A 26218-nucleotide genomic window follows, 5' to 3' on the forward strand; every position below is an offset into this window, starting at 1 on the left:
GATTTATGAAATACATTCCAGAAAGACGCTGGTGCTATGGGAGTTTGATATTTTGACGCATGTTGACCGTTCAAGATTTCTATTTTAACTTACGATGTTCCAAGACCCAGCTCTTCGTATACCATGGGACATCTGCTGTGCAAGATTGCACCTCATCAGCAGTCAACTTCCTAAGCTTTACAATAATTTGATCATCAGCTTGGTAGGCAGTATCCAGATTAATCAAACCAATCGCAGCACCGTTTGCCGGCTCCGGACTTAGAAAAGCCTTAATCCGACTATGATCTCCCGATCGAAACGTATACAGATAATTGGCGCACTTTACTTGCTCACCTGTAGCAACAAGCAGAAACTCATCATCAGCTAAATCCAAATTATCCGGTTTCCCGCATCCTAATGGCAGAAAGATGATTAATAAGGAAAACAAAATTGATAGTCTATACATCGGCGTTGGTCATATAAATTAAAACGTCGTGTTGTCAGATATCGCGACAGCGATCGCTTAAAAAAGTAATCTCCATTTTTGGTTTAAAAAGCATAAAAAAAGCCTGTACCGCAGGGGCGATACAGGCAAAAAGTTCAAGAAGATGAAGCTTACTTAACGTCCCAAAATATTTTGGTATTTCGGGTATCCTTTGCTTGAACAGCCCGGTAATTGTCGCTGTAGCTTTTGGCTGTTTGCCAATGGAATGTGGCTAAATTCACCGGCATAAACACGATGTTCCCTATACAGCTGATTGCATATAACCATCCCAAGGCCGACAGCCCAATTGACATTGACAACCAAGGGATCCGCATAGCCCCGACCTTTACCGAACTGATGTTCGGCAATGGCAACGGCGCTGGAGTCGTGGCGATACATGTAGGATATCCTAAAGCCTGTTGTATGTTTTTCTTACTTTTCCAACAGTTGGGCGACCTCGCTGGTGATATTCGGAATGCTTTTTCCCGTATGGGCACTTAGTTAGGACCCCGATAGCTGCTTTGCATAATATAGTTGCACGATTAGTTCGTGCGTTAAACTCATTTATCGATTACCAACCCGTAAGTTTAGGGAAAATCATAACTGGCCAGGAAATAAAAAAAATCAAAAAAGCAAATCTTTTTAAAAAAGTTAATAAGTTACACCCTATTTTTAAATTGTGAAGACAAATTTTTAACGGAATAAGGGTACCTCGCACTGTCCAAAATTGATGTTGATAATTACGTCTGAAAATAAAAAAAGGGGGGTACAAGCCCCCCCAAAAAAACTATATGTCCAACGCTTTAATTCACATCCCAGAATATTTTGGTATTCAAATTATCTGTTGAACGTACCGCCTCATAATTCTGCGTGTTATAAGCGGCTTCCGACGGAGGAAGGTTCCATCTTGATGGCATCTCCTTCTGAATATCCGACGCCTCAACTCGAAACGAAAAAACAGGATAGTCCAACCGTCTATTCTCGGCCCAAGCTTCAATGGGTTGAATTATATTAAAATGCAGCCATTTTTGGAGAGCGATTTTTTGAATGTTATTCGATCCCCAGCCAATTGAGGCAAGATAAGAATTCACTTCTTCTGTCGTAATCGCTGAAGGAGCTACAACAGTGTTATCGTTACTTATGGCCCTTAGGCTGGAAATCATAGACATGGACTCTTTAATACCATTTTCAAATGCTGATCTAGCACTTGCATCATTTCCTACGTTGAGGTAATGTTCTGCAAGTAGATAATTTACTTCCGCAGCAGTAATTAAAATTCCTGGAAAATTTTGATTACGGGAATATGTTGAGCGATTATAGATAGCGAGTTGGCTAGCTTGGCCGGTCGTTCCTGCCATTTGCTGCCCCTGCACACCACTTGTTAGGGATTGATCTAAACCAATATATGTCCCTGCTGGTGCACCAACTCCAGGTTCAAACATGTATCTTCGGCGTGGGTCGCTGTTGGTATTCATATTGTCTATCATCACTTTACTCGCGATATTAGAATACCAACCTGGACTTTCCAAACCATCCCTAAAACCTCTTGAATGAATTGCTGGATTTGTATTATCAAAAATGTCAATTTGGATATTTTCAGCATTGCTTAATACCAAAGGATTCGTAGTAGGATTGTTCACTATTTCCGCAATCTCTTGCTGAGCTCTGCTAGAAAACTCACTAGACTTACTCACCCGCATCAACATCCGAAGACGCAAAGAATTACAGTATTTCTTCCATAAAGTGACGTCACCTCGGTTGATTATATCTTGAGTTACGAAATTGTTGGTAACTTTTTGTGTCAAACTTAGTGCGTTTAGCTCACTACTGATCACCTTCAAATCATCTAACATCGTTCTATAGATATCGACGGCGTTGTCGTAGGCTGCATAGGATGCTAAATAATTCCCTCCGTTCGCATTGAGCATACCGGCCTTACTCCAAGGAATGTCACCGTGAAGATCAACAACTTGCTGCGTTTGATCATAGAAGAAAATTTTAGCGGTAAGGTAAAAAACCCTTCTCTCCTGTTGCTCTACTGTTGGCGCTGCATTATAAACTGCCTCGAAAGCACGAAACTGTGCCAGCCCCTCGTAAAACATTCTCCACCTATCTTGCGTTGCAGCAGCACCGGGCACTAATTGATTAGGCTCATTTGCCCATCCTACCATCTGTAAATATCTAAGATTTGTCGTGCGTAAAATCACGAAATAATTCCAATAACTTGGCACGACCAATTCTCGCATCGCGTAAGTTAGACCTGCATACTGTTTATCCACGGTGGTTTCCTCTGCCTTAGACGGATCTCTGTAGAGATCGTCAAAAGACTGTTTGCTACAGGAACTGAAAATAAGTCCCGTAGCCCCCAAAACCAAACCTATTTTTATTAAATAATTTTTCATCGTCTTAAAATTGATTTTCTTAAAAACTAGCTCTCAACATCATTCCGTAAGTTCTGGTAGCCGGACTGGTACCAGCATTGCTAACTTGGTTAATCCAGCTAGACCCTCCTGTCATTTGCTCTGGATCGAGATCCTTGATAGACCTGTAAACAAAGAACAAGTTACGTCCGAAGGCGGATATCTGCAGATTCTTTGCCCCTAATCGCGAAGCAACGTTTGAAGGGACTCTGTAGCCAAGAGAAATTTCTCTCATTTTAATGTAATTGTTCTTTTGAACATACAATTCGTAACGTGAATTACCGTATTGGGGCCCTCCCCAGTTGTACGTATTCGCGTAGTAGCGCACTTGGGAAATGACATTAGTGTTCTCGGAAAAACTTAAGTCAGGATTCTGAATCACCCCTTCCATAAGCATACCATCATGATGAACTGTTTCGCCATTTGGACCGACCGTTCCATTAAATGCAACCCCTTTCCCTGCAGCATTGATATAATAGCTTAAACCACCACTCGCTTCGTCCATGTAATTTAAACTCTCTTCCGTCAAACCGCGGCTCGTCATCCAGGCAATACCTGTAGGCATCACATGTCCCCCCCATCTAAAATCCATCAAAGCATCTAACGTAAAGCTTTTATAACTAAAAGTATTTATAAAACCTCCTACGGCTTTAGGCATTGCATTTCCAGCCTTAATCCAACGGTTTCCATCTACTTGATAAATACCATTTGCGTTGACTATTTTATTACCGTTGGGATCAGTTGCAATAGGTCTGACCATAATATCTCCAATTGGCTGACCAACATTAGACACCAACTGAGCAGCAGATCCATCATAATCACGATGTAATAATTGAGAAGATCCTCCTGGCAATTCCTCAATCTTGTTCCTGTTCATTGCGAAGTTTAATGTTGAAGTCCATCTAAAACTTTCGGAAGATAGCGGCGTACCATTAAAAGCGAATTCCCAACCCGTATTTCGTAACGAACCAACATTCGCTAATACAGAACTTGCGCCAGAACTATTTGGTAATGTGTACTGTAGAATCTGATCCTTAGTCAAACTATTATAATAAGAGATGTCGAAGCCAAAACGATTATTGAAGAAGCGTGCCTCTAAACCAAATTCTGCTTCTTGCTTTGTTTCTGGCTTGATCAACTCGTTCCCAAATTCGCTAGTTGGCACTAACGTGTACAACACCGAATTTCCAGTACCTTGATTTCCTATATTTCCAACCATGTAACCTAGTGCACTCCGATAAATATCCGGATAACGGCCAACTGTACCGAATGAGCCTCTCAATTTAGCATAGCTTACCGCAGCAGGAAGCTGAAATGCTTCTGACAATATCAAGCTGGAATTTACCGATGGATAATAAATCACATTGTTGTCAGGGTGCATGGTTGAAACGACTTCCCTACGCAATGTACCTTCTACGAACCAAAAATCCTTCATCCCAAAATTAACCGTTCCGAAAAGTGCGTCCCGCAACATGTTATTACGGTAGTTGAATCTGGAGTTTGCGCCTGCGAGGTTAACTGAGGCGTTTATATCAAACCAATCGCGAATATTCAACCCTCCTTCAGTTTGACGTTGAATATAGTGCTCCTGATTTTTTGTCGCCGTATAACCAACTATTGCCCCGACCGAATAGCCCTCAGTTATTTCCTTTTTATATGACGCTAATAAATCTGTATAGTAAACATTACCCGTCATTTGAGCTAAAGCAAATGATCCTGAATTACCATATATCAGTGGTAATTCATTAGGATTTTTATCTTCAGTTCTCATAGATGTAACATCCGCAGAGAAACGACCTCTCAGCATAAATTCGGAAGTGATCTGCCAAGTATTAGTAAAAGACCCTATCAACCTATTGCTGTACTCGTCATATTTTTTAGCATTGGTATCCCACATGTAGTTCAAAACGTCTGCCTTATAACCGTTATATATTAAGTTTTCGTCAGGAGTCAAGGATTCTGTATTCGCCCCGGTAACGTATTTGTAACCCAAACTTGTTTGATATTTACTGAGATACCACTCAGGATTATCAAATGGAGAAATCATTCCGGCAAAGTTATTTATTAATCGATCTGTCAAAAGCGGTCTGTTATGCGTATGTTGATTCACATAATTGACTACCACATCGGTCGTAAAGCTCTCCCAAAGCTTAAATGTTGTATTTAAATTTGCAATATTCTTTTTATTATAAGAATTTAATGCAGTCATTTCATTATCCTGTCGGGTTAATGAGAATCTTGTATTGGATTTATCTGTTGATCTACTTAAAGCCAAATTAAAAATTGTATTCTGCGGATTATTGAAGAACTTATCGTATGAATTTTGTGCAGAATACGGTCTAATTTCCCCGTCCCAAGAACGAATGGGCTGACCATCAAACTTGGGTCCGAAATTCAAACTCGTATTGGCTACACCACGAACACCGTCGGGATAATAAAAAAACATATCATCATCCTGTCCAATATCTGCATAGGATCTATCATAGCCGGGTCCTCTTACATCTTGAAATCTTGGAAGATAAGCGATTCTATCATTGGTATAGGTAGCATTAAAATCCAAGGCAAATGCGTTTCCTCCCTTTCCAGACTTTGTTGTAACCAATACAACCCCATTCAACGCTTCGGACCCATAAAGTGCAGCAGCAGAAGCCCCTTTCAACACGGAAATCGACTCGATATCCTCTGGATTCAGATCTTCTAGACCATTACCCCGGGCACGAGAATCACCCCAAAAATCAGAGTTGTTAAAAGCACTTTGCCGCATGGGCACACCATCAATAATTACCAAAGGTTGTGCATTTCCTGTAATGGAGTTTACGCCCCGAATATTAATATTAATACCAGACGTAGCACCCCCTGGCGCGGCAGAAATACGTACTCCCGGTGCTTTTCCATATAATGCTCCAGCAAAATTCGGAGAACCTGTTTTTGTCAGTTCCTCTGCACCTACAGTGCTCATCGCATATCCAAGCTCCTTCGGAGCACGCTTAATACCTAATGCTGTCACCACGACCTCGTCCAAGGCTCCGGAATCTTCTTGCAAAAGAACATCCAATCTTGCACCTGAAACGGCAATCTCTTGGGCGACATAGCCCACTGTCGTGAAACGTAGTTTCTCGCCTTGGGAAGCTTGAATGCTATAAGCTCCCTGTGCATCTGTTTGCGTGCTTCTGTTGGTGCCCGGAACGACGACAGTAACACCTGCGAGCGCTCCGTTCGCATCTGTTACTCTCCCCGTAACAGATTGTTGTGCAAATAACGTGCTGATGCTGATCAACATCAACAGCGATAAAATGCAACCTTTTTTGTAAAGTTTGCTCATTTTCGATTTGTTTAATTGTGTAGTAATAAGTTGGTCTTAACGCGTCATCGCGACGAGCAAAGCACATTAATTTTGTGATTAATATATGTTATGGTTGTTTTAATTTATTTGTAACTGACCTAGCTAATATCTGTTATACAACTATTTAGGTTCGAATCATTCTAAAATCCTATCTATTAACGCTGATAACCTTTGTGATGGACGCCAACCGTCCATCATCGCCCAGAAGGTGCTACGCTGTCGTCCCAGACAATTGGTTCTTAATTTTTTTGTTCCATTCCAACTGTTGCACGGCTATACAGGCGGATGCAAGCATTTGTACATCATTCATTTCTGAAATCTCTAATTTAGTTTGACGTGCCAATCGCGGAATGCAATATTCTTGTACGGCAGAAAGAATTTGAGGGACCAAGGCTTCACCGAAAGCGGCACCCCGACCACTCACGATAATCTTCTGCGGGTTCAGGATATGGATCAACGTTGCAATGCCTTTCCCTAGCATATGGGCAATTTTCTTTATCGCGCGTATGGTCAACTGATCGCCCTTCTCGTAAGCAATCAGTAAGTGTTCAAACTGAATACCTTTTTCCTGTGAAAAAACGTCTTCTAAATAGGATCTTTCCCCATTGGCTAACGACTGTTGGATATCATCAATGGCACAGTGCAGCGAAGCTTCCACTTCCAGGCAACCTTTTTTTCCGCAGGAACACAAGCGACTTTCATCCGCCAGTGGGATGTGGCTAAACTCGCCAGCAAACCCACTATGTCCGCGAAACAGCACCCCTTGGATGATCATCCCCAAACCTACGCCCCAGTTAAGATTAATAACCAACGCATCCTCCACAGATTTAGCCGCTCCGAAATACTTCTCGGCAATCGCGATTGCCGAAGAATCGTTTTCGATATACGTAGGGATGTGATAACGCTTACGGATGTTATCCCGCAAGGCGAACAAGGAGGAAAGTGGGTTATAGGAATTATTTACACCCGTCTGCGCATCGACAAATCCCGGCAGCGTAATCCCAATTGCCAAAACTTCTCGCCCGCCAATGCTTTCTATTACACTGTCAATCATAGCGAGGATCGTCTGATACACGTCCTCTTCGTCTTTCAACTCAATAGCTCGTTTGATCATCAAAGAAAGTGGCTTATTTTCTAGATCAAACGCATTGACGCTTACAGAATACTGGTCAATAGCAACACCCAACAGACAGCCGTGCTTTGCGGTATGAAGTGCAAAATTCATCGCTCTCCGCCCCCCCGTCGAGGGCCGCAAACCGACTTCAGTAATCAGGTTGTCGTCCATGAGTTCGTTGATCGCACGGGTGACAAGCGGAATACTCTTGCCGATCCCATCGCTGACCTCCGCAATGGACTGTGTACCATGAAAGTACAGGTGTTTCAATATCGATGATTTTAGGTTATCCACAATATGCCTGATTAGTTAGTTAAAGCAAATATAGATCTTGGAACAATATCTTCCAAATACTTTTTAAAAAATTTAAAAAGATGTAGCAGATAAATTACACAGATATGCTATTTAATTACAATGCTCTTTACATACCTGTATCCGCATTCGATCTAAAAACATCTTTATCGAAGCGAAACATTGACGAGATGTGCACCTAAGCTCCTGCTATCCTTTAGAATTATTTTATCAAAAAATTATCGTATTAAAAACTCGGGCTATGGTTAAACATCATAACAAATTGTACCTTTACGGCTTACCTAAAATCGCAATGTCTATGGAAAGTTTACAGGCAAAACAACGTTATTATTCTCTAGATGTATTCCGAGGGGCTACGGTAGCCCTCATGATTCTAGTGAACAATCCGGGAAGTTGGGCATATTCTTTTGCACCCTTAAAACACGCGCCTTGGCACGGTTGCACACCCACCGACTTGGTCTTTCCATTCTTCCTATTTGCCGTGGGCAACGCCATGTCGTTTGTGATTCCGCGGCTGCAAGCAGCGGGCGCAGCGATTTTTTGGAAAAAGGTAATTCGCCGCACTGTGTTGATCTTTGCGATTGGCTTTTTCCTGAATTATTGGCCCTTTGTGCAATGGACAGGCGATAGCCTTACCTTTCGCGAATGGGTAAGCTTCACCGATCCAGACAAAGGCATCCGCATTATGGGCGTTTTACAGCGCATCGCACTAGCCTATGGTTTCGCATCGATTTTAGCCTATTATATCAAACCCAGAAATTTGATGTATTTATCAGCATTTGTCTTGTTGGCTTATTGGGTGGTAACCGCAGTTTTTGGAGGCGACGACCCCTATTCATTGGCGGGATGGTTTGGCACTGCGATCGACAAACAAGTGATTGGAGCAGCGCATATGTATAAGGGGGAAGGTGTCGCGTTCGATCCGGAAGGACTAGCTAGTACACTGCCGGCAGTAGTACAGGTGTTATTCGGATACCTTGCAGGCCTTTTTATTGCAAGACAAGGTGATGTCAACTGGCTGTGGACATCGGTCCCCACATCGGTGGAGCGGCATTTCAAACTACTTAGCGGCTTGTTTGTTACCGGTTTTCTCAGTCTTTTGCTAGCTTGGACCTGGTCGTTGGGTTTTCCTATCAACAAAAAGATATGGACGAGCTCGTACGTACTGTATACAACAGGACTAGCCATATTGACTATCGGAACCATGATTTGGTTTATCGAAGTGCAGGGCATAAAAAACAAGATGACAAGATTCTTTGACGTGTTCGGGAAAAATCCACTTTTCATTTTTGTACTTAGTGGTCTTCTACCTCGCTTTTTAGGTCTATTCCGCATTGAAAGTGGCATAGGCGACGACGGAGCAATCCAGTACACCAATGTGCTCCAATGGTATTATCAACATGTTTGCGCAAAAATACCGGGCGCACCGGAATGGGGCTCTTTTGCTTACGCATTAAGTTTCCTCACGCTTATGTGGGTCATTTGCTATGCGCTGGACAAAAAGCAGATCTATATCAAAGTATAATAAACGGCGTTTGAACCAGGTCAACGTTGTCGAGCATTACATGCTGGAAAAAAAGCCCCGTATATGGTCACATACACGGGGCTTATTTTATACAAACAGATGATGGTTTAAAACGAGTAATCCTTTGTCAAGAGCAGATCGGCCTTTAGTTTTATATCGTCAGAAGAACTGCCCACCAACAACGTGAATTTCCCTTTTTCCGTTTTCCATTGCTTATCTAGCCCCCATAGTTTGAGGTCTTCTTTAGTCAGCACAAAGGAAACTTCTTTCGTTTCTCCTCGCTTAATCGCTTGCCGTGCAAATTTCTTCAGCTGCTTCACGGGCGTCACCACACTGCTCACCTCATCGATGGCATACAGCTGCACCACTTCTTCGCCATCACGGTTGCCCGTGTTCTTCACATCCACGCGCAGGGTGCAGGCAAAATCATCGGCATGCTCTGCAAGCGCCACCCGAAGGTTGCTATAGGTAAAGTTGGTATAACTTAAGCCATAGCCAAAAGCATAGAGGGGTGTCGCGTCAGACTCTACATAAGCGTGGTGTTTTGGCTTTGTATGGTTGTAGTGCACAGGGAGCTGTCCGACCGAGCGCGCCATGGAAATAGGCAGTCTTCCCGCGGGGTTATAGTCGCCAAATAGCACGTCCGCAATCGCCAAACCACCTTCCTGACCAGGATACCATGCGTTGACAATGGCTGGCACATGCGCTGCTGCCCAGTTGAGGTTTAACGGACGACCCATAATGGTAACCAATACTAACGGTTTACCCGTCGCCTGCAACGCCTGCAGTAAATCCTGCTGGTCGCCCAGCAGATCCAAACTAACGCGGTCAAACCCTTCGCCGCTTTCCATGTCGCTGAGCAAGCCTACCGCGCTACCTACGTTTGCTGCGCCCGTTGCTTGGTAAGATGTCTTGAAATCACGTGCGCTAGATCCGCCCAATACCACTACGGTCACATCCGCATCATGCGCTGCACGAACGGCCGCTGCAATATCCGAAGCGGTTGTATCTCTGATCGCACATCCTTTCACATAATCTACCTGCGTGCTTTTGGACACCGCAGCACGAATTCCGGCAAGCACCGTTTTCACCTTTTCCTCGGGTTGTGGCGCCGTATAATCGCCCAATTGATTGTACATATTATCAGCATTCGGCCCTATTACGGCAATCCGTTTCAACGATTTGCTTAAGGGCAATAGCTGCTTATCATTCTTCAACAGTACCACGGCCTCGCGTGCCACTTGCCGCGCAAGCTCGCGATGTTCTTTCGTTGCCACCTTTTTATCCACGGCCCGTTCATCTACATAAGGTCGGTCGAAGAGACCCAACGCAAATTTTTGATGCAGCACGCGGGCCACAGCACGATCCAACGTCTGTAGCTCGACACGACCCGTTTTCAGCGCTTGCAATAGGTTTTGGCTATACCCCGAGCCGCTGAGGTCCACATCAAGGCCTGCGTTTAAGCTCTGTTGCGCTGCGTCCACCGCATCGGCGGCCGTGCTATGTCCTCCATTTAGCCCCGATATACTGAGCAGATCCGAAACTACAAAGCCTTGAAACCCCCACTGCTGGCGCAAGATGTCGTTCAGCAACCAAGGGTTCGCTGAGCAAGGTACGCCATCAATCGAATTGTAAGCCGTCATGACTGAACCTGCCCCAGCTTTCACTGCCTGTTCAAAAGGTGGCAGAAAGTACTGCAACAGCGCGCGCTCGCCAATACTCACACTACCACCATTGTGTCCTCCTTCGGGAACGGCGTAAGCCACGAAATGCTTCAATGTGGAAATAATCTTGTCGGTCTGTCCAATCTCTGTGCCCTGAAAGCCGGTCACCATAGCCTTTCCCATTTGTCCTATCAGATAGGGATCTTCTCCGTAGGTTTCCTCCGTCCGGGACCATCGTGGGTCGCGCGCCAGATCGAGCACTGGCCCATAGCCGTTTTTACCGCCTACGGCCGATGTTTCACGTGCTATGGCACTCGCCATCGATTGGATCAAAGCAGGGTTCCAAGTACTTGCCTGCGCAATGGCTGTTGGAAATACCGTCGCTCCAATAGCCATATGTCCATGTGGTGCTTCTTCCGACAGCAGCAACGGAATACCCAAGCGCGTGCTGTCAAGCATAAAACGCTGAATGGCATTGGTGGCTTGCGCGGCTTCCCTTGGGCTTAGCCCATTGGTCAAGGTCTTTTGCGTCCAAGGATCTGCACGTAGCGTTGCCCAAAGCAGACCGATGTGCTGCTGTTTGACAGCCTCCTTTAATTTTTGGCTGGCGCGGACACTTTTGCCCGATTTCTCATACATTTCCCAACCCAATAGTTTTGAAAGTTGGCCCACTTTTTCTTCCACCGTCATACGATCCAGCAAATCCGTGACGCGATCTGCAATTGGAAGCTGGCTATTCTTGTACGGCAATACTTGCGCTTGGCTCGTAACAAACAGCCCCGTTAAAGCGCCAATCAAAAGATATTTAATGTTCATACGTGTCCTATATTTTACATGATCATGGCGATCCCAATTGCGCGCCATCTTCCTACGATATCGTTTCATTATAGCGTTAGCTATTGCAACGATGTCGGTCTATCCTGTTTTGCAACGCCAAAAGTTGAGGAAGGTGTTGTACCCATTTCAAATTCCAGCTTTCCACCTTGCATCACATCAGCATAGCTGATGTACGATTTCCCGTAAGGTTGTCCATTCAATTTTACCGATTGTATATACTTGGCTTCTTTACTGTTGTTATGCGCCACGATCGTCAATGATTTTCCAGCATCCAAAGCCAAAGTTACCTTATCGAAAAGTGGACTGCCAAAAATAAATGGGCCACCAGCAGGCGACACCTGATAAAATCCTAAAGCTGACATAACATACCAAGCCGACATCTGTCCGACATCCTCATTACCCGACAGGCCATCTGTCTTTTCCGTATACAAGGTAGCCAGCGTTTGACGCACACGGTCGGCTGCTTTCCATGGTTGTCCAGCAAAGGGATACATATAGATCACATGATGGCTCGGTTCATTACCATGGGCGTACTGCCCGATCAAACCACTGATATCAGGTGATGCCTCCTCCCCTAGATCGCCTTCTGCCACAAAAAGGGAATCCAATTTATTGATGAACTGCTCCTCGCTGCCGAACAAACTAATAAACCCATTCACGTCATGTGGTACGAGCCAGGTGTATTGCCACGCATTGCCCTCTGTATAATCATTGGCCAAATGTGCCGAATGGAAGGGATCGAATTTTCCCGGTCTGAATTTACCTTGCGAATCTTTGCCTCGCAAAAATTGAATATCCTTATCGAAATAATGTTTGTAAGCTTGACTTCTTTCGCTGAAATAACGGTAGTCTTCTTCTGCACCACGCAACTTGGCGACCTGCGCTAGGCTCCAATCAGCAATGGCAAATTCCAATCCCTTGGCTACCGACTCTACTTTTTCCTTGTCGTATGGCACAAAACCATATTTCTTGTACGCGTCCAATCCGCGATCATCCTTCATTGCCGACACTTTCATTGCCTCGTAGGCCAAATCTTTGTCAAAACCTTCCACACCTTTTAGGTAGGCATCGGCCACAACGATAATGCCCGGATTACCAACCATGCAATCAGTTTCATTGCCCACCAAGTGCCATACAGGAAGCTTCCCCTGTTCTTGATAGATCCGCAACATACTGTTCACCATATCCGGCAATCGGTCCCGGTGGATAATGCTCATCAGGGGATGCGCAGCACGATAAGTGTCCCATAAAGAGAAGGTGGTATAATTACTTCCTGCTGCCAAGCGATGCGGCTTGAAGTCAGCACCCATGTAATCACCATTCACGTCGTTGAATAGCGAGGGTGCCATCATCGTGTGATACAAAGCCGTATAAAAGATTTTTCGGGCAACGCTATCCTCGGTGGTAACCTGCACTTTCGCAAGCTGGTGATTCCAAGCCTCGTCTGCCGCTTTCCGTGTTGCTTCAAAATCCCATCCCGGAAGTTCCTCCTCCATATTTAATTTGGCATTCGCTATGCTCACCGGTGATACCGCTACTTTCACTAACAAGGACGAACCTTGCTTTATTTTCTCAAACATCAACTCAGCATAGGCTCTTTTAGCCTGGATGCTATTGCCTGGCTGCAAGGCGGTACTGTCCGCCAATCGGATACCGGCAACCGGTTGCGAAAACGTGGCGGAAAAATAAATCTTTTGATTTTTAGCCCATCCCATTGAGTAGCGATATCCCGACACCACCGAGTCGTTCTCTAACACGATATGCCCTTCTTTCTCGCCTTCCCAACCAATCCCCGCATCCAAGTTGATTAATACCTTAGGTATTTCCGTATCTGGAAAAGTATATTGGTGAAAACCCACACGAGCTGTCGCAGTCAAGGCAGCGTCCACATCGAAGCGGTCTAAATGTACGGCGTAAAATCCGGGGCGAACGGTTTCTGTTTCTCGTTTAAAACGCGAATAGGCACCTGTGCGTTCATCGCCATGTTCACCCCGATCAAAACGAACCTCACCCGTGAATGGAAGAAAGACGATATCGCCCAAATCGCCAATACCGGTCCCACTCAAATGTTGGTGCGAGAATCCCATGATGGTGGAATCAGAAATATGGTAACCCGAAACCCAGTCCCAACCGGTAGAAATATTAGATGGTCCAAGCTGCACAGCGCCATAAGGCACGTTTGCGCCAACAAAAACGTGCCCATGTCCGCCGGTGCCGATGTATGGGTCAACATATTGGGTGAAGTTGTTGGATTGCGGAACATCAGCGTCTACACTGCAGGCAGCAGCCGAAAAGAACGATATTCCTAAAAAAGCGAGTTTCTTAGCGAAACCATTTACTACGATCATAAATACGAAACTATAGTTTTTGGATAAAAAATGTTCACATAAAAGGTCAATTTGTCATCAATATCGCCCTTGACCCATTATCAAAGCACTAAATTAACGTTTTAGCAACGAAAACACGTCATGTCCTATCAATTTTACAGAAAATAAATATTTCAGTCCGCCAAATAAATGATTCGTAGAAATTAAAAAAATATCTTTACCTTCGCATTACCCCCGACGAGCATGTGTGAATCATGCAGCTAGCCAGTGGTTTGACAAATCCGACGGGGCAGGAATAACCGACAAAAACTGAAAATGAAAAATTGCTACATCAAATGGACGACAATCACGCTGATTGTCCTACTATTCTCCAACCTGTCGCTATCGGCACAAACCGCCCGCACAGCGTGGTTTGAAGAGGCACGTTATGGTATGTTTATACATTGGGGGTTGTACAGTGCGGCGGAGGGAGTCTGGAAAGGCGAAAGGTTGCGCTATGGCAACAACTACGCTGAATGGATCCGCTACAGAAACCGTATCTCCAAGGAAGAATACGGTGAATTGGCCAAACGTTTCGTATGGGATAAAATCAAGCCAGAAGATTGGGTAGTTGCCGCGAAGAATGCTGGCATGAAATATATCATCATGACATCCAAGCACCACGATGGTGTCGCTATTTGGGATACGCAAATAGGCGACTATTCGTTATCCAAATTATCGGGTAGCAAACGTGACATCATCAAGGAGTTGGCGGATGCTTGTCGGAAACACGGGCTCAAACTGGGTTTTTATTATTCGCACTGGATCGACTGGGAACACCCTTATGCCTGGGATCACAATCAAGAACTCACCGGCCATGTTACCGATGCCCAATTTGATCAATATTGGCAGGAAAAGGCCATTCCACAATTACGCGAGCTATTGACAAATTATGGCGATATAGCTGTAATGTGGTTTGATATGTGGATTCCATACCAGCAAACCATCTTCAAAAAAGAACAATTGGAACAAGCTGCCACGTTGATCCGTGAACTACAGCCCAATTGCCTTATCAACTCCCGCTTAGGCCTGCCAAGGGATAGCAAATATGTCGACTTTGAAACCTTGCAGGATAACCAATTTGGATCCCGCTTTACCGAGCACCCCTGGGAAACCCCAGGCACCATTGCCCATTCTTGGGGATACAATGGGCAAGAGCGCGAATGGAAGTCAACGGGCCAACTATTCGAATCTCTGGTAAGCAATGTCGCTTTGAACGGTGCCTTCACGTTAAACATCGGTCCGCGTGCCGACGGATCCATACCATACGAGAGCTTATCTCGACTGCAAGACGTTGGAGCCTGGCTAAAGCAGTATGGCGAGGCGATCTATGGAAACACCGGGCTGCAAAACCTGAGAAATCAGTACGATTGGGGGAAATTAACACGCAAGCGGAACGAAAACATGGTCTATCTACATGTTTTCAATTGGCCTTTGGACCGCGTGCTCCGACTAACAGGAATCAGCAGTCCACCGGCAAAAATAGAGCTATTGGTTAATCATCAGACGCAAAACCTCTCTTTTAAACAGCACGGCCCTTTGCTGCACATCCAACTGCCCGAAAATCAGCCTGATCATTTTGTTTCTGTCCTGCGCATTACCTATCAGGCGATTGATCTCGATAGCGATGTGGTGGCAGAATCCACCTTTGGTGGCTTTGCCCTAGTCGGAACCAATGCCAGGGAAAACAAAAAATTAACACATGCCCACTACGATGGTCGACGTCCTGCACATATTAAAACCAAAGAAACGGAAATCAATTGGGACATCTATCTGTCCGAAGCTGGTAAGTATACTGTAGACCTATCGGCACACAACCCTCATGATGAAGACATACACCTCCATGTTTCCCTTGAAGGACAACAGCTGGACGGCACGGTCAAACCGACTGGTAAGGTGGTGGGAGAACCCAATGAGAAAAACTATATCGATGAGTTCGTCAATCAGCGCCTTGGCGAAATCAGCGTAGATCGTCCCGGAAAATATAATGTAAAATTTCATTCGACAAACAGCAAAGAACTTTGGGTCAATCGAATCTGGATCCAAAAAAAGTAGCATCCAGGATTCCTTATCCCGTCCTCTGAGAAGCTTTTCTTACAGGACGGGATATTTCAACAGTTGTAAACCGGTTTGATCACCATACCTATAATAGCAACCTCTTATGCGTCCGCTATGCGCGTAGACGATCCTTAAAACCCTGAGGAATCTCCTTTGCATGCTTGAATATGCGCTCTTAAGTAACGGACAATAAATTTTTCGAAAAATCTTGCGACTTCCACCGTAGAAACATACCTTTGCGTTGTTTATACTAAATCTAAATAAAAACAGAATGGCTGAGCGGCAACTTTCCCATTCTCTTTTTGAATAAAGACTTAAATCACGGATGGATACCACGTAAATACCATTGGCGCCACAACGAACGGCAATTCGCATGGCGCCAACGAACTGCTCCAACGGCAATTGGAGCAGCAATTTCAACTACGCTGAACACGCAGTATTCTTCTAACGCATGACCATTAAAAGATGAAACAAAATAGTATTTTTTTTCTAACCATCAGCATGCTGTTGTTTTTTTTCACAGCATCTGCCCAACAACCAAAAATCCAAACCTATGCAGCGCGCGTGCTTGCAGAGGGGCAAGCTGTAGCTGCTGCTACGGTTCGTGTGGACAAGCAGATTGTGCACAGCGATCAACAAGGCAATTTCACCTTTTCCGCGATTTCTGGCTCTACCATACATATCGAGATCAGCGCGGTAGGCAACCAAATGCTTGAGCAGGATATCTTCCTCCACAATAGGCTGGCCACACCGCTCCTCTTTCACCTCAAAAAAGATGAAAAGCAAATCGAAAAGATTGAGGTTGTAGGTTTTACCAAAATTCAGGAGGTAAATAGACAAGCCTATAATGTAACCGCTATAGATGCCACAAAGCTGTACAACACAACAATGAATATTTCTAGCGCCCTTGACCGCGTTGCTGGCATTCGGGTACGGGAATCTGGTGGTTTAGGATCCAACTTCAACCTGTCTTTGAATGGATTTTCCGGTAATCATATCCGTTATTTCATGGACGGCATACCCATGGATAACTTCGGATCTTCCTTCCAAATCAATAACATACCGATTAATATGGCCGAGCGTGTGGAAGTTTATAAAGGTGTCGTGCCAATTTGGCTTGGAGCGGATGCCTTAGGCGGAGCGATCAATATCGTGACTTCTACAAAACCTGGCCTATACGTCGATGCATCATATGGCTACGGATCGTTTAACACGCATCGTACAGCTGTAAACGCGGGCTACACCTCAAAAAAGGGCTTTATGGCGTCCATAAGCGCTTATCAAAATTACTCGGATAACGATTATAAGGTAACGGTGGAAGTTGCCGATATTAAAACAGGAGACAACTACCAAGCTGCCGGTAGAGTAAGAAGGTTTCATGACACTTATCATAACGAAGCTATAATTGCGCAATTAGGTGTGGTAAACAAGCCCTATGCTGATAAACTTCTTCTCGGTATCACAGTAGGCCAAAGTTATAAAGAGATTCAAACAGGAGCTCGTATGGTATCCGTTTTTGGTGGCATACATAATGAAGGAAATACCATCATGCCAACCCTGAAATACCAGAAAAGTGATTTGATAAAAGGCTTAGATTTAACTTTCAATGCCAATTTTAATCTTGGAACGGAACGTAGCATCGATACGTTGAACAGGCGTTATGGTTGGTATGGCGACTGGAAAGAAACGGGCGCTAATGGAGGCGAACGAAGCAGACAACTCTATGAATATAAAAACAATGAAGGAATAGCAACACTGACTGCAAATTACAAGATCTTAGCGCGACATGCTGTTGCACTAAGCAATGTTGCCACAACTTTCAACAGAATTGGGAAAAACAAACTTGACCCACAATCAAGTGCCCTAGAACTAGGAAAAAAATCATTCAAAGACATTTTGGGTATAGGCTACAGCTATGATGTCGATGGTTTATGGAGCACAACCGTTTTTGGCAAGCTCCTTTATCAACAGAATAAAAACGCAGATATCTCCTCAACCAGTTCAACAGAATTCGGATATGGATTAGCATCTACTTACTTTCCTATTCCAACCCTGCAATTAAAAACGTCTTACGAAATGACCAATCGTTTGCCGACTCCTTACGAACTGTTTGGTGATGTTGAAAATCAACAAGGAAATTTTAATTTAAAACCAGAACATAGCCATAACATAAATCTTGGAGCAATCTACAATTGGAAAGTCAATGATGAACATCGATTTTCTATGGGCGCTAATCTGATTTACCGCTACGCTTTCGATTATATCTATAACCGTTTTAACGCAAACCAAACATTATTAATTGCGGACAACAGAGAAGGTGTGGCAACTACCGGAACCGATGCTGAATTTCGTTATTCGTACAAGAAACTATTGACTTTTGGTGGGGCGATCACGTATCAGCACCTGGTCAACAAACAGAAATACGAGGAGGGGTATACCGGAGTAAGTCCATTGTACAATGATCAGATGCCGAACATCCCTTATCTTTTCGGGAATACCGATCTAGGTCTTTCTTTTCGGGATCTTGGAACCAAAGGAAACGTGTTAAATATACATTACAACATGCTCTACGTACATAGTTTTTGGCTGTATTGGCCTAGTCTCGGTAGCACAGCCGTTGGAGCCGAAAAAAAGGAAATACCTAAGCAATTAAGTCATGATTTATCGTTTGTATACAGCCTTAAAAATGGGAAATACAACGTTGGTCTCGAAGTCAACAACATAGCCGGCACGCAACTTTACGACAACTTTAGTTTACAAAAGCCTGGACGGTCTTTTATGGTCAACCTGCGCTATTATTTCAACAAAAAATAAAACTTAAAACTCAAAATAGAATAAGTATGAAAAATAACAAATGGACTAATCTAGCACTTGCCGCAATGGTATCATTAAGTGCTTTCTCCTGCAAAAGCGATGACGTAGCACCAGATAGCGGAAACGATGGTAACTTCGTTTTGGCTGTAACACCCGTGGCTTCAGAGGCCGTTGCAGATTATTTGGTAACGGCCAAGGATTTGGAATCAGGAACAGTTTCTATTTTAGGGAATGGTCTCGAACAAGATGGTACCTACCGCTATTACGTTACACATAACAATAAATTTTTCAGCATGCTATACGGACAAGGAAGCCCTGGTGCCGTAACGACTTATGAAATAACCGATGGCCGACTAACGCGATTAAAGAACTTTACCAGCGAAACGGTTCAGGCCTTTGCCCCGGTAAATGACGATATCTTGATGATGAAGATCTCCAGAAATGTCACTAACCCAACTGCAAGCTACTACCAGCTCAATACCAATAGCTTAACCATCACAAAAGAAGGTGTGGTTAATACAGCAGATGTTTTAAAAAATGGTGAGCTAGCGTTCTTCACCTGGATCAAGCAAGTGGGCAACAAAGTATACGCACCAATTATGTCTATCAAGGCTTGTTGTAGTACAGCTTTTGAGACAGCTTACCCAGACAACGCTTGGATTGCCGTATATTCTTACCCCGACATGGTCTTAGAAAAAGTAATTACGGATGACCGTACAAGCTACATCGGCCGCTACTTCCGTGATGGTCTTGCTGTAGACGAAAAAGGAGATGTATACGCATTTTCTTCATCTGTTGCTACAGGAAACGGGGCAATCACTTCTACTAAACCTTCTGCTATCACGCGTATCGCTTCAGGAACAACAGCATTCGACAAATCGTATTACTTCGATATCGAAGCTGCTGCAAACGGTAAAAACATCACCAACTGGATCTATGTCGGTCAAGGTAAATTTGTGGTACAAATGACCACCAAAGAAGAAAAGGGTGGCTACACCGACGGTAAACACATTGGCATCGTAGACGTATATAACAAAACGTTTAAAGACGTAACAGGTATGCCAGCCATCAACACCATCAAAGCGGTCACCTACAACAACTACACGCCTAAAAATGGCACGGCTTATATTGGTATCGCGACAACGGATGCCGTAAGTTTTGTGTACAAAATTGATGCGGCTACGGCTACGGCTACACAAGGCTTACGTGTAGAAGGTGGTTCTATCACAGCGGTAAACAGAGTAGACTAATCGAGTCTTCCTATCGCATAAAAAAGGGCCTATCCAATGGCGGATTGGTCCTTTTTCATTTAAGCGGCTATTTTTAAATTGCTTTTGTTTTTTCTTTCAACCAAGCCGCTTCTTCCTCCTGTAATCCTGGAGCTAGCTTTTCAAACACCCAAGCATTGTATTGATTTAACCAATCGATATGTTGTTGATCCAAAAGCGATTTATCCACTAAATCGGTTGCGATGTAACAGATCGTAAGCGTTTCGAAGTCCATAAACTCACCAAATTGATTCGATTCCAACACCTTGCTCAACACGAGATTTTCAATACGGATACCGTAAGCCCCTTCGCGATATAGCCCGGGTTCAATCGACGTAATCATTCCTTCTTCGACTGCAATATCAATATTAGATGGATTAAATGTATGTGGCCCTTCGTGTACATTCAGGAAAAAGCCCACTCCATGTCCCGTTCCATGGCCGTAATTGCGGAGCTTTCCCCAGATAGGACGTCGCGTAATGGCATCAATCTGATAGCCGCGTGTTCCTTTTGGAAAAACCGCCATTGATCCCTCTATCATCCCTTTCAATACGATCGTATAATCAATTTTCTCTTCGTTCGTGGCGTGGCCAAGGGATATCACCCGTGTAATATCTGTTGTTCCATCTTTATATTGGCCGCCGGAATCCACCAAAAGTAAGCCCCGCGGTGCTAGCGTTGCATTGCTCTGTTCAGTAGCCTTGTAATGGGGTAAAGCGCCGTGTTCCAGATAGCCCGCAATTGTATCAAATGAGATATCTACAAAATCTTTCCCTGCCGCACGAAATTCTTGTAATTTTTCCGCGAGATAGATCTCCGTTAAGTTTCCCTGTGGAACATGTTCTTCCACCCACTTAAAGAAACGCGTCATCGCAACGCCATCTTTGATCATCGCACGGCGCGTATGCGCAATTTCCACCTCATTTTTCACGGCTTTTAATCCCGTAGAAGGATTGATTGCTTCCACAATCGCTGTTGTAGAAGGCACCGCATCATACATCGCAAAACATGTCCGCTTCGGGTCTAGTAGGATGCGATCTGCTCGTAAAGAAGCAACAGCAGCAAATGCCTCCGAGTAATCTCTTATTGCAACACCAATCGCACGCAACCTTTCTTGATCGTTATCATTCAATTTAGCACGATCAATAAATAAGGTCGTCGATGCTGCTTCAATAAGCAGAAAACCTAAGACCACAGGATTACACTTCACATCGCGTCCTCTGATATTAAGTATCCATGCTAAATCATCCAAAGAAGAAATCAAATGCGCTGTCGCCCTCTTTTCTATTAATTTTGCCTTCACACGGGCAATCTTGGCCGCCGTAGATTCGCCTGTGGCCTTCTCATCCAATAAATAAGCAGGTGCAAACGGTAGGGTTGGTCTATCTTTCCATACAGACGCTAACAAATCGACATGCCCATCCACCTGCACGCCCACGGGCTCTAGCGCATCTTGGACCCCCTGCGCCACCGCAATCGAAGCTAGATTGCCATCGAAAGCAACCGTACTGCCGGCAGGCAATACATCGGCCAACCAAAAAGCATATTCCGCCGCTCCTTGCACCTTTAGCTTCATCAGCTCAAAACCCGTTCCTGCAAGTTGCTCGTTTGCCTGCACAAAGTAGCGAGAGTCCGTCCAAAGCCCAGCGAAATCCTGTGTGATGGCCAGTGTCCCCGCCGAGCCCGTAAAACCCGAAGCCCAAGCAATACCCTTAAAGCGCTCCGGTAAATACTCGCTGATATGGGGATCCGAAGAGGGGATGATATAAGCGGCAATGCCACGCGCATTCATTTCGGCTCGAATGGCCGCTAAACGTTCTTTATGTGCCATGTTGTTTTTTTTATACTGGTCGCGCAAGTTAAAGAATATGTGGTAGACTTGGTAGCCTTCGCAGCACTTCATACGCAATATAAACTTAAAAAGACGACTCTAGACGCTTGCAAAAATCGAAAAAACCATCACATCAAACCAAAATTCCATAAGTTTGTCTATAAAGAATATGCGTATGATAACAAAACTACTCCCGCTCATGTTGCTATCCTTTGGGCTGGTCAGCAACGATCTCTCGGCCCAGATTACCAAAGAGCGATTAAATTCCGCTTATCAAACTTTCGCAACGAGCGAAAAGCTAACAAACGGTATAGCTTCCTTTACCGTTTTGGACGGAAAAACCGGCGCCGTCTTGGTTGCCAACAATGCCGCGACAGGGCTGCCCACGGCATCCACACTAAAAGTAATCACCACTATCACAGCGCTAGACATCCTAGGACCGGCGTACACCTATAAAACACAATTGCGTTACACTGGCGAAATTGATAGCTTGGGCGTGCTCCACGGCGACATTATTGTACGCGGCAGTGGCGACCCAACGCTAGGGAGTGACCGTTATGCGCAGGCAAACAGCGAAACGTTGCTCAACAAATGGATCTACACCATCAAAAACGCTGGCATTAAGCAAATCCATGGACGTGTTATCGGAGACGACCTCCACTTTAATGGAAATGATGTACCTGGAGGATGGAATTGGACGGATATCGGAAATTACTATGGTGCCGGCATATCCGGTCTGAATTGGCGAGAGAACAAACTAAGTCTACAGTTTTCACCGGCAGGGGTCGGCCAGCCAGCAAGCCTTCGAAATAATGATCACGGGATGCCCCAACTACAGTTTATCAATGAAGTCACCACGGGAGGCAACGGCTCGGGCGACAATGTTTATGGTTATTCCGCCCCATACAGTGACATGATCTATCTACGCGGAACCTATGGCAGAGACTTGAAGAAAGTAATCGAAATATCGATGCCCGACCCAGCACTTTATCTTGCGGAGGAACTCCGACTTTCCCTAAACGACCAAGGCGTAATGGTTGATAGCGTTGCGACGAGCAGTAAGCGTCTCTTAAACCAAGGCGAACGCCTATCGTCGGATAGTAAAACGCTAGACGAGCATACTTCTCCACCCTTGAAGGATATTATTTACTGGTTTAATCAAAAAAGTATTAACCTTTATGGTGAAGCATTGCTGAAAAGTTTTGGTTTGCTGAGCGGCAACAGATCTGAAACAGAACAGGCCGCTAAACTGCTCGCTAAATATTGGGAGCAGAAGCTAAAAATCCCCATCGGTGAGCTAAACATCAAAGATGGCTCTGGCCTATCACCACAAAACAGGGTAACCAGCATGGCGATGGCCAAGATCATGCAGTACGCCAAAGGTCGCCCTTGGTTCGACGAGTTTCAAAAAAGCCTCCCCAACATCAACGCCGTGCGCATGAAGAGTGGTACCATTGGCGGCACATTGGGATACACGGGTTATCATACGAACACCGCTGGGCAGCAATTCACATTTTCGCTTTTGGTAAACAACTACACAGGTAGCACGACGGCCATGCGGCAAGATATGTTTAAGTTATTGGACAATTTGAAATAAGCCTAAAAATTAGTTAATTCCGTGCTGATGTTTTAGCTTTGTAACCTGACATTTAATTTTTATTGTTAGTAAATGTTGAAGCAGAAATAAGGCTAGCCTTTTCGCAGCAAGGAGGTATATCTCCTGTGATAAGAACAGACTATCCGAATTTTCAGCTTTTAATTTTACGTTTAATTTTTACTTAGAAAAATGAGTAGCAACAGAAAAAAAGACGCGCTGGATTACCATGCGATGGGGAGACCCGGAAAAATTGCTGTCGTACCAACAAAACCACACAATTCGCAAAGAGATTTATCACTAGCATATTCACCCGGAGTAGCAGAACCCTGTTTGGCTATCGCAGAGAATCCCGAAGATGCGTACAAGTATACCTCCAAAGGAAACTTGGTTGCTGTTATCAGTAACGGCACGGCGGTATTGGGCTTGGGCGATATAGGCGCGCAGGCCGGAAAACCAGTGATGGAAGGAAAAGGTTTGCTATTCAAAATCTTTGCTGACATTGATGTCTTTGACATTGAGTTAGACACTAAAAATGTTGACGAATTCGTTAACATTGTGAAAGCGCTAGAGCCTACTTTCGGTGGTGTCAACCTAGAAGACATCAAAGCCCCGGAATGCTTTGAAATAGAACGTCGCCTAAAAGAAGAAATGAACATCCCGGTGATGCATGACGACCAACACGGTACGGCCATTATATCGGGTGCCGCGCTGATCAATGCCTGCGAACTAATCGGTAAAGATATCAGCGACATCAAAATTGTTGTCAATGGTGCGGGAGCAGCTGCCATATCCTGCACCGGCATGTACATATCTGTCGGCGCGAAGAAGGAGAATATCATCATGTTGGATAGCAAAGGCGTGATACGTAAAGACCGGGACAATTTGGATCAAACAAAAGCCGCATTCGCTACGGATCGTGATATCTATACGCTCGCCGATGCTGTTGCGGGTTCTGATGTATTTATCGGTCTTTCGGCAGCGGATGTGCTTACCCCAGCGATGCTATTAACGATGAACCCGCGTCCTATCGTGTTAGCGATGGCTAATCCTAACCCAGAGATTGCTTATGATCTAGCCGTGGAAACACGAGACGATGTCATTATGGGAACAGGTCGTTCTGACTATCCAAACCAGGTGAATAACGTATTGGGCTTCCCCTATATTTTTCGTGGGGCTTTAGATGTCCGCGCGACAGGCATTAACGAGGACATGAAAATTGCGGCGGTCAAGGCGTTGGCAGCATTGGCAAAACAACCCGTACCGGAAGAAGTAAACCAGGCTTATGAAACCAATAACCTAAAATTCGGACCAGATTACATTATTCCAAAGCCCACAGACCCACGTTTGATTACCGAAGTCTCCGTGGCCGTAGCGAAGGCCGCCATTGCTTCTGGCGTCGCTCGGAAAGAAATCCTCGATTGGGATAAATACCGCGAGGAATTGCGTAAAAGGTTGGGCAAAGAAGATGGCATCATGCGCAACCTGACAACCAAGGCTAAATTAAATCCGAAAAGAGTTGTCTTTGCCGAAGCTGACAATTACAAGACGCTTCGCGCGGCACAGATCGTCAAGGAAGAAAAGATCGCTATTCCCATTCTTTTGGGCAACCAAAAGAAAATTGAAGGCCTCATCAAAGAATACGATTTGGAGCTTCGCGGCGTAGAAATAGTCGATCCGAAAGAAGAAATTGATTCAGAACGTTTCAAAAAATTCGCCCAGCATCTCTATAAACGTCGGCAACGTCGTGGTATCTCTGAAAGTGATGCCCGTAAGTTGATGACGGATCGCAATTATTTTGCAGCTTCCATGGTGCAATTTGGTGAAGCTGATACGCTTATTTCTGGTTCCACGCGCAACTACGGTTCTACTATCCGGCCGGCATTGCAGGTTATCGGTGCAAAACCGGGCAGTCGAGTGGCTGGCATGTACATGATGCTGACGGCTAAGGGACCAATATTCTTTGGCGACACCACCGTCAACGAAGACCCTTCTGCGGAAGAACTTGCCGAGATTACCGTGCTACTAGAAAATGCAATCAAACGTTTCAATATCAAACCCCGAATTGCATTGCTATCTTACTCGAACTTCGGCTCCAACGATGGGCGGGTTGCGAATAAGATGCGGGAAACAGCCCGCATATTGCGCGAGAAGGCACCCGACATCATCGTCGATGGCGATATACAAGCCAATTTTGCCCTAAACAGCGATATGTTAAACGCAAATTTCCCGTTTAGTGCGTTGAATGGCGAAGCGGCAAACACGTTGGTTTTCCCGAATCTGGAGTCCGGTAATATTGCCTACAAGCTTTTGCAAGAAGTAGGTAATGCCGAAGCAGTTGGCCCCATCCTTTTAGGGATGAATAAGCCGGTGCACGTTTTGCAACTCGATAGCTCCGTTCGTGAAATCGTTAACATGGTAACCATTGCCGTAGTAGACGTACAGGAACATCAGAAGAGTGTTAACTAGCTGCCTAAAAAGGCATTCAATACGTACTTTGTAAGGCAAGGCATTCGCCATTGGCTGCGAAGGAGAAAATATGACCAAGCAATCTCGTATCAACAACATACGGATTGCTTGGTTATCCCTTTCTAGCAACAACACATGTT

Annotated in this window: 14 protein-coding genes; 6 read left to right on the plus strand and 8 right to left on the minus strand. The window is 44.7% G+C overall.

Annotated features, from left to right (window positions below; translation table 11 throughout):
• Positions 1-79: 79 nt before the first annotated feature.
• The 5 genes from IE165_RS03840 to IE165_RS03860 all read right to left on the minus strand — a co-directional run bounded on the left by IE165_RS03840 (position 80) and on the right by IE165_RS03860 (position 7634).
• Positions 80-445 (minus strand): hypothetical protein, encoded by a 366-nt coding sequence (locus IE165_RS03840; protein ID WP_189625279.1) that lies wholly within the window; start codon positions 443-445, stop codon positions 80-82.
• A 153-nt stretch (positions 446-598) separates the two neighbouring features.
• Positions 599-862, minus strand: a complete 264-nt coding sequence (locus IE165_RS18605) for an ROK family protein (RefSeq protein ID WP_189625280.1) — start codon at positions 860-862, stop codon at positions 599-601.
• Positions 863-1266: 404 nt separating this feature from the next.
• Positions 1267-2865, minus strand: coding sequence for a SusD/RagB family nutrient-binding outer membrane lipoprotein (locus IE165_RS03850; RefSeq protein ID WP_189625281.1), 1599 nt, complete (start codon positions 2863-2865; stop codon positions 1267-1269).
• 19 nt (positions 2866-2884) lie between these two features.
• Positions 2885-6205 (minus strand): SusC/RagA family TonB-linked outer membrane protein, encoded by a 3321-nt coding sequence (locus tag IE165_RS03855; protein WP_229826331.1) that lies wholly within the window; start codon positions 6203-6205, stop codon positions 2885-2887.
• Positions 6206-6437: 232 nt separating this feature from the next.
• Positions 6438-7634, minus strand: a complete 1197-nt coding sequence (locus IE165_RS03860; protein WP_189625282.1) for an ROK family transcriptional regulator — start codon at positions 7632-7634, stop codon at positions 6438-6440.
• Positions 7635-7950: 316 nt separating this feature from the next.
• On the opposite strand from IE165_RS03860, the gene IE165_RS03865 reads away from it, so the two are divergent.
• Complete coding sequence (locus IE165_RS03865; RefSeq protein ID WP_189625283.1) at positions 7951-9177, plus strand: acyltransferase family protein; 1227 nt, start codon at positions 7951-7953, stop codon at positions 9175-9177.
• A 107-nt stretch (positions 9178-9284) separates the two neighbouring features.
• Here IE165_RS03865 and IE165_RS03870 read toward each other — a convergent pair whose 3' ends face one another.
• Positions 9285-11657, minus strand: a complete 2373-nt coding sequence (locus tag IE165_RS03870) for a glycoside hydrolase family 3 N-terminal domain-containing protein (RefSeq protein ID WP_189625284.1) — start codon at positions 11655-11657, stop codon at positions 9285-9287.
• A gap of 80 nt (positions 11658-11737) precedes the next feature.
• The gene (locus tag IE165_RS03875) at positions 11738-14026 is read right to left on the minus strand and encodes a GH92 family glycosyl hydrolase (protein ID WP_189625285.1); all 2289 of its coding nucleotides are present in this window, start codon (positions 14024-14026) and stop codon (positions 11738-11740) included.
• 294 nt (positions 14027-14320) lie between these two features.
• Between IE165_RS03875 and IE165_RS03880 the strand changes: the two genes are divergently transcribed.
• The 3 genes from IE165_RS03880 (at position 14321) to IE165_RS03890 (ending at position 20166) form a co-directional block, all read left to right on the plus strand.
• The gene (locus IE165_RS03880; RefSeq protein ID WP_189625286.1) at positions 14321-16099 is read left to right on the plus strand and encodes an alpha-L-fucosidase; all 1779 of its coding nucleotides are present in this window, start codon (positions 14321-14323) and stop codon (positions 16097-16099) included.
• A gap of 468 nt (positions 16100-16567) precedes the next feature.
• Positions 16568-18916 (plus strand): TonB-dependent receptor domain-containing protein, encoded by a 2349-nt coding sequence (locus IE165_RS03885; RefSeq protein ID WP_189625287.1) that lies wholly within the window; start codon positions 16568-16570, stop codon positions 18914-18916.
• Between the two features lie 26 nt (positions 18917-18942).
• Complete coding sequence (locus IE165_RS03890) at positions 18943-20166, plus strand: DUF4374 domain-containing protein (protein ID WP_189625288.1); 1224 nt, start codon at positions 18943-18945, stop codon at positions 20164-20166.
• A gap of 73 nt (positions 20167-20239) precedes the next feature.
• On the opposite strand, the gene IE165_RS03895 is transcribed toward IE165_RS03890, so the two are convergent.
• Positions 20240-22015, minus strand: a complete 1776-nt coding sequence (locus tag IE165_RS03895; RefSeq protein WP_189625289.1) for an aminopeptidase P family protein — start codon at positions 22013-22015, stop codon at positions 20240-20242.
• A 175-nt stretch (positions 22016-22190) separates the two neighbouring features.
• Here IE165_RS03895 and dacB point away from each other — a divergent pair, with 175 nt between their 5' ends.
• Together dacB and IE165_RS03905 are read left to right on the plus strand one after the other, a co-directional pair.
• On the plus strand, positions 22191-23612 hold the full coding sequence (gene dacB, locus IE165_RS03900; protein ID WP_229826333.1) for a D-alanyl-D-alanine carboxypeptidase/D-alanyl-D-alanine endopeptidase: 1422 nt from the start codon (positions 22191-22193) through the stop codon (positions 23610-23612).
• 189 nt (positions 23613-23801) lie between these two features.
• A complete protein-coding gene (locus IE165_RS03905; protein WP_189625290.1) occupies positions 23802-26078 on the plus strand; it encodes an NADP-dependent malic enzyme in 2277 nt (758 codons plus the stop codon).
• Positions 26079-26218: the final 140 nt, after the last annotated feature.

It is taken from the genome of Sphingobacterium griseoflavum, assembly GCF_014653155.1.
GTDB classification, from domain to species: Bacteria; Bacteroidota; Bacteroidia; order Sphingobacteriales; family Sphingobacteriaceae; genus Sphingobacterium; species Sphingobacterium griseoflavum.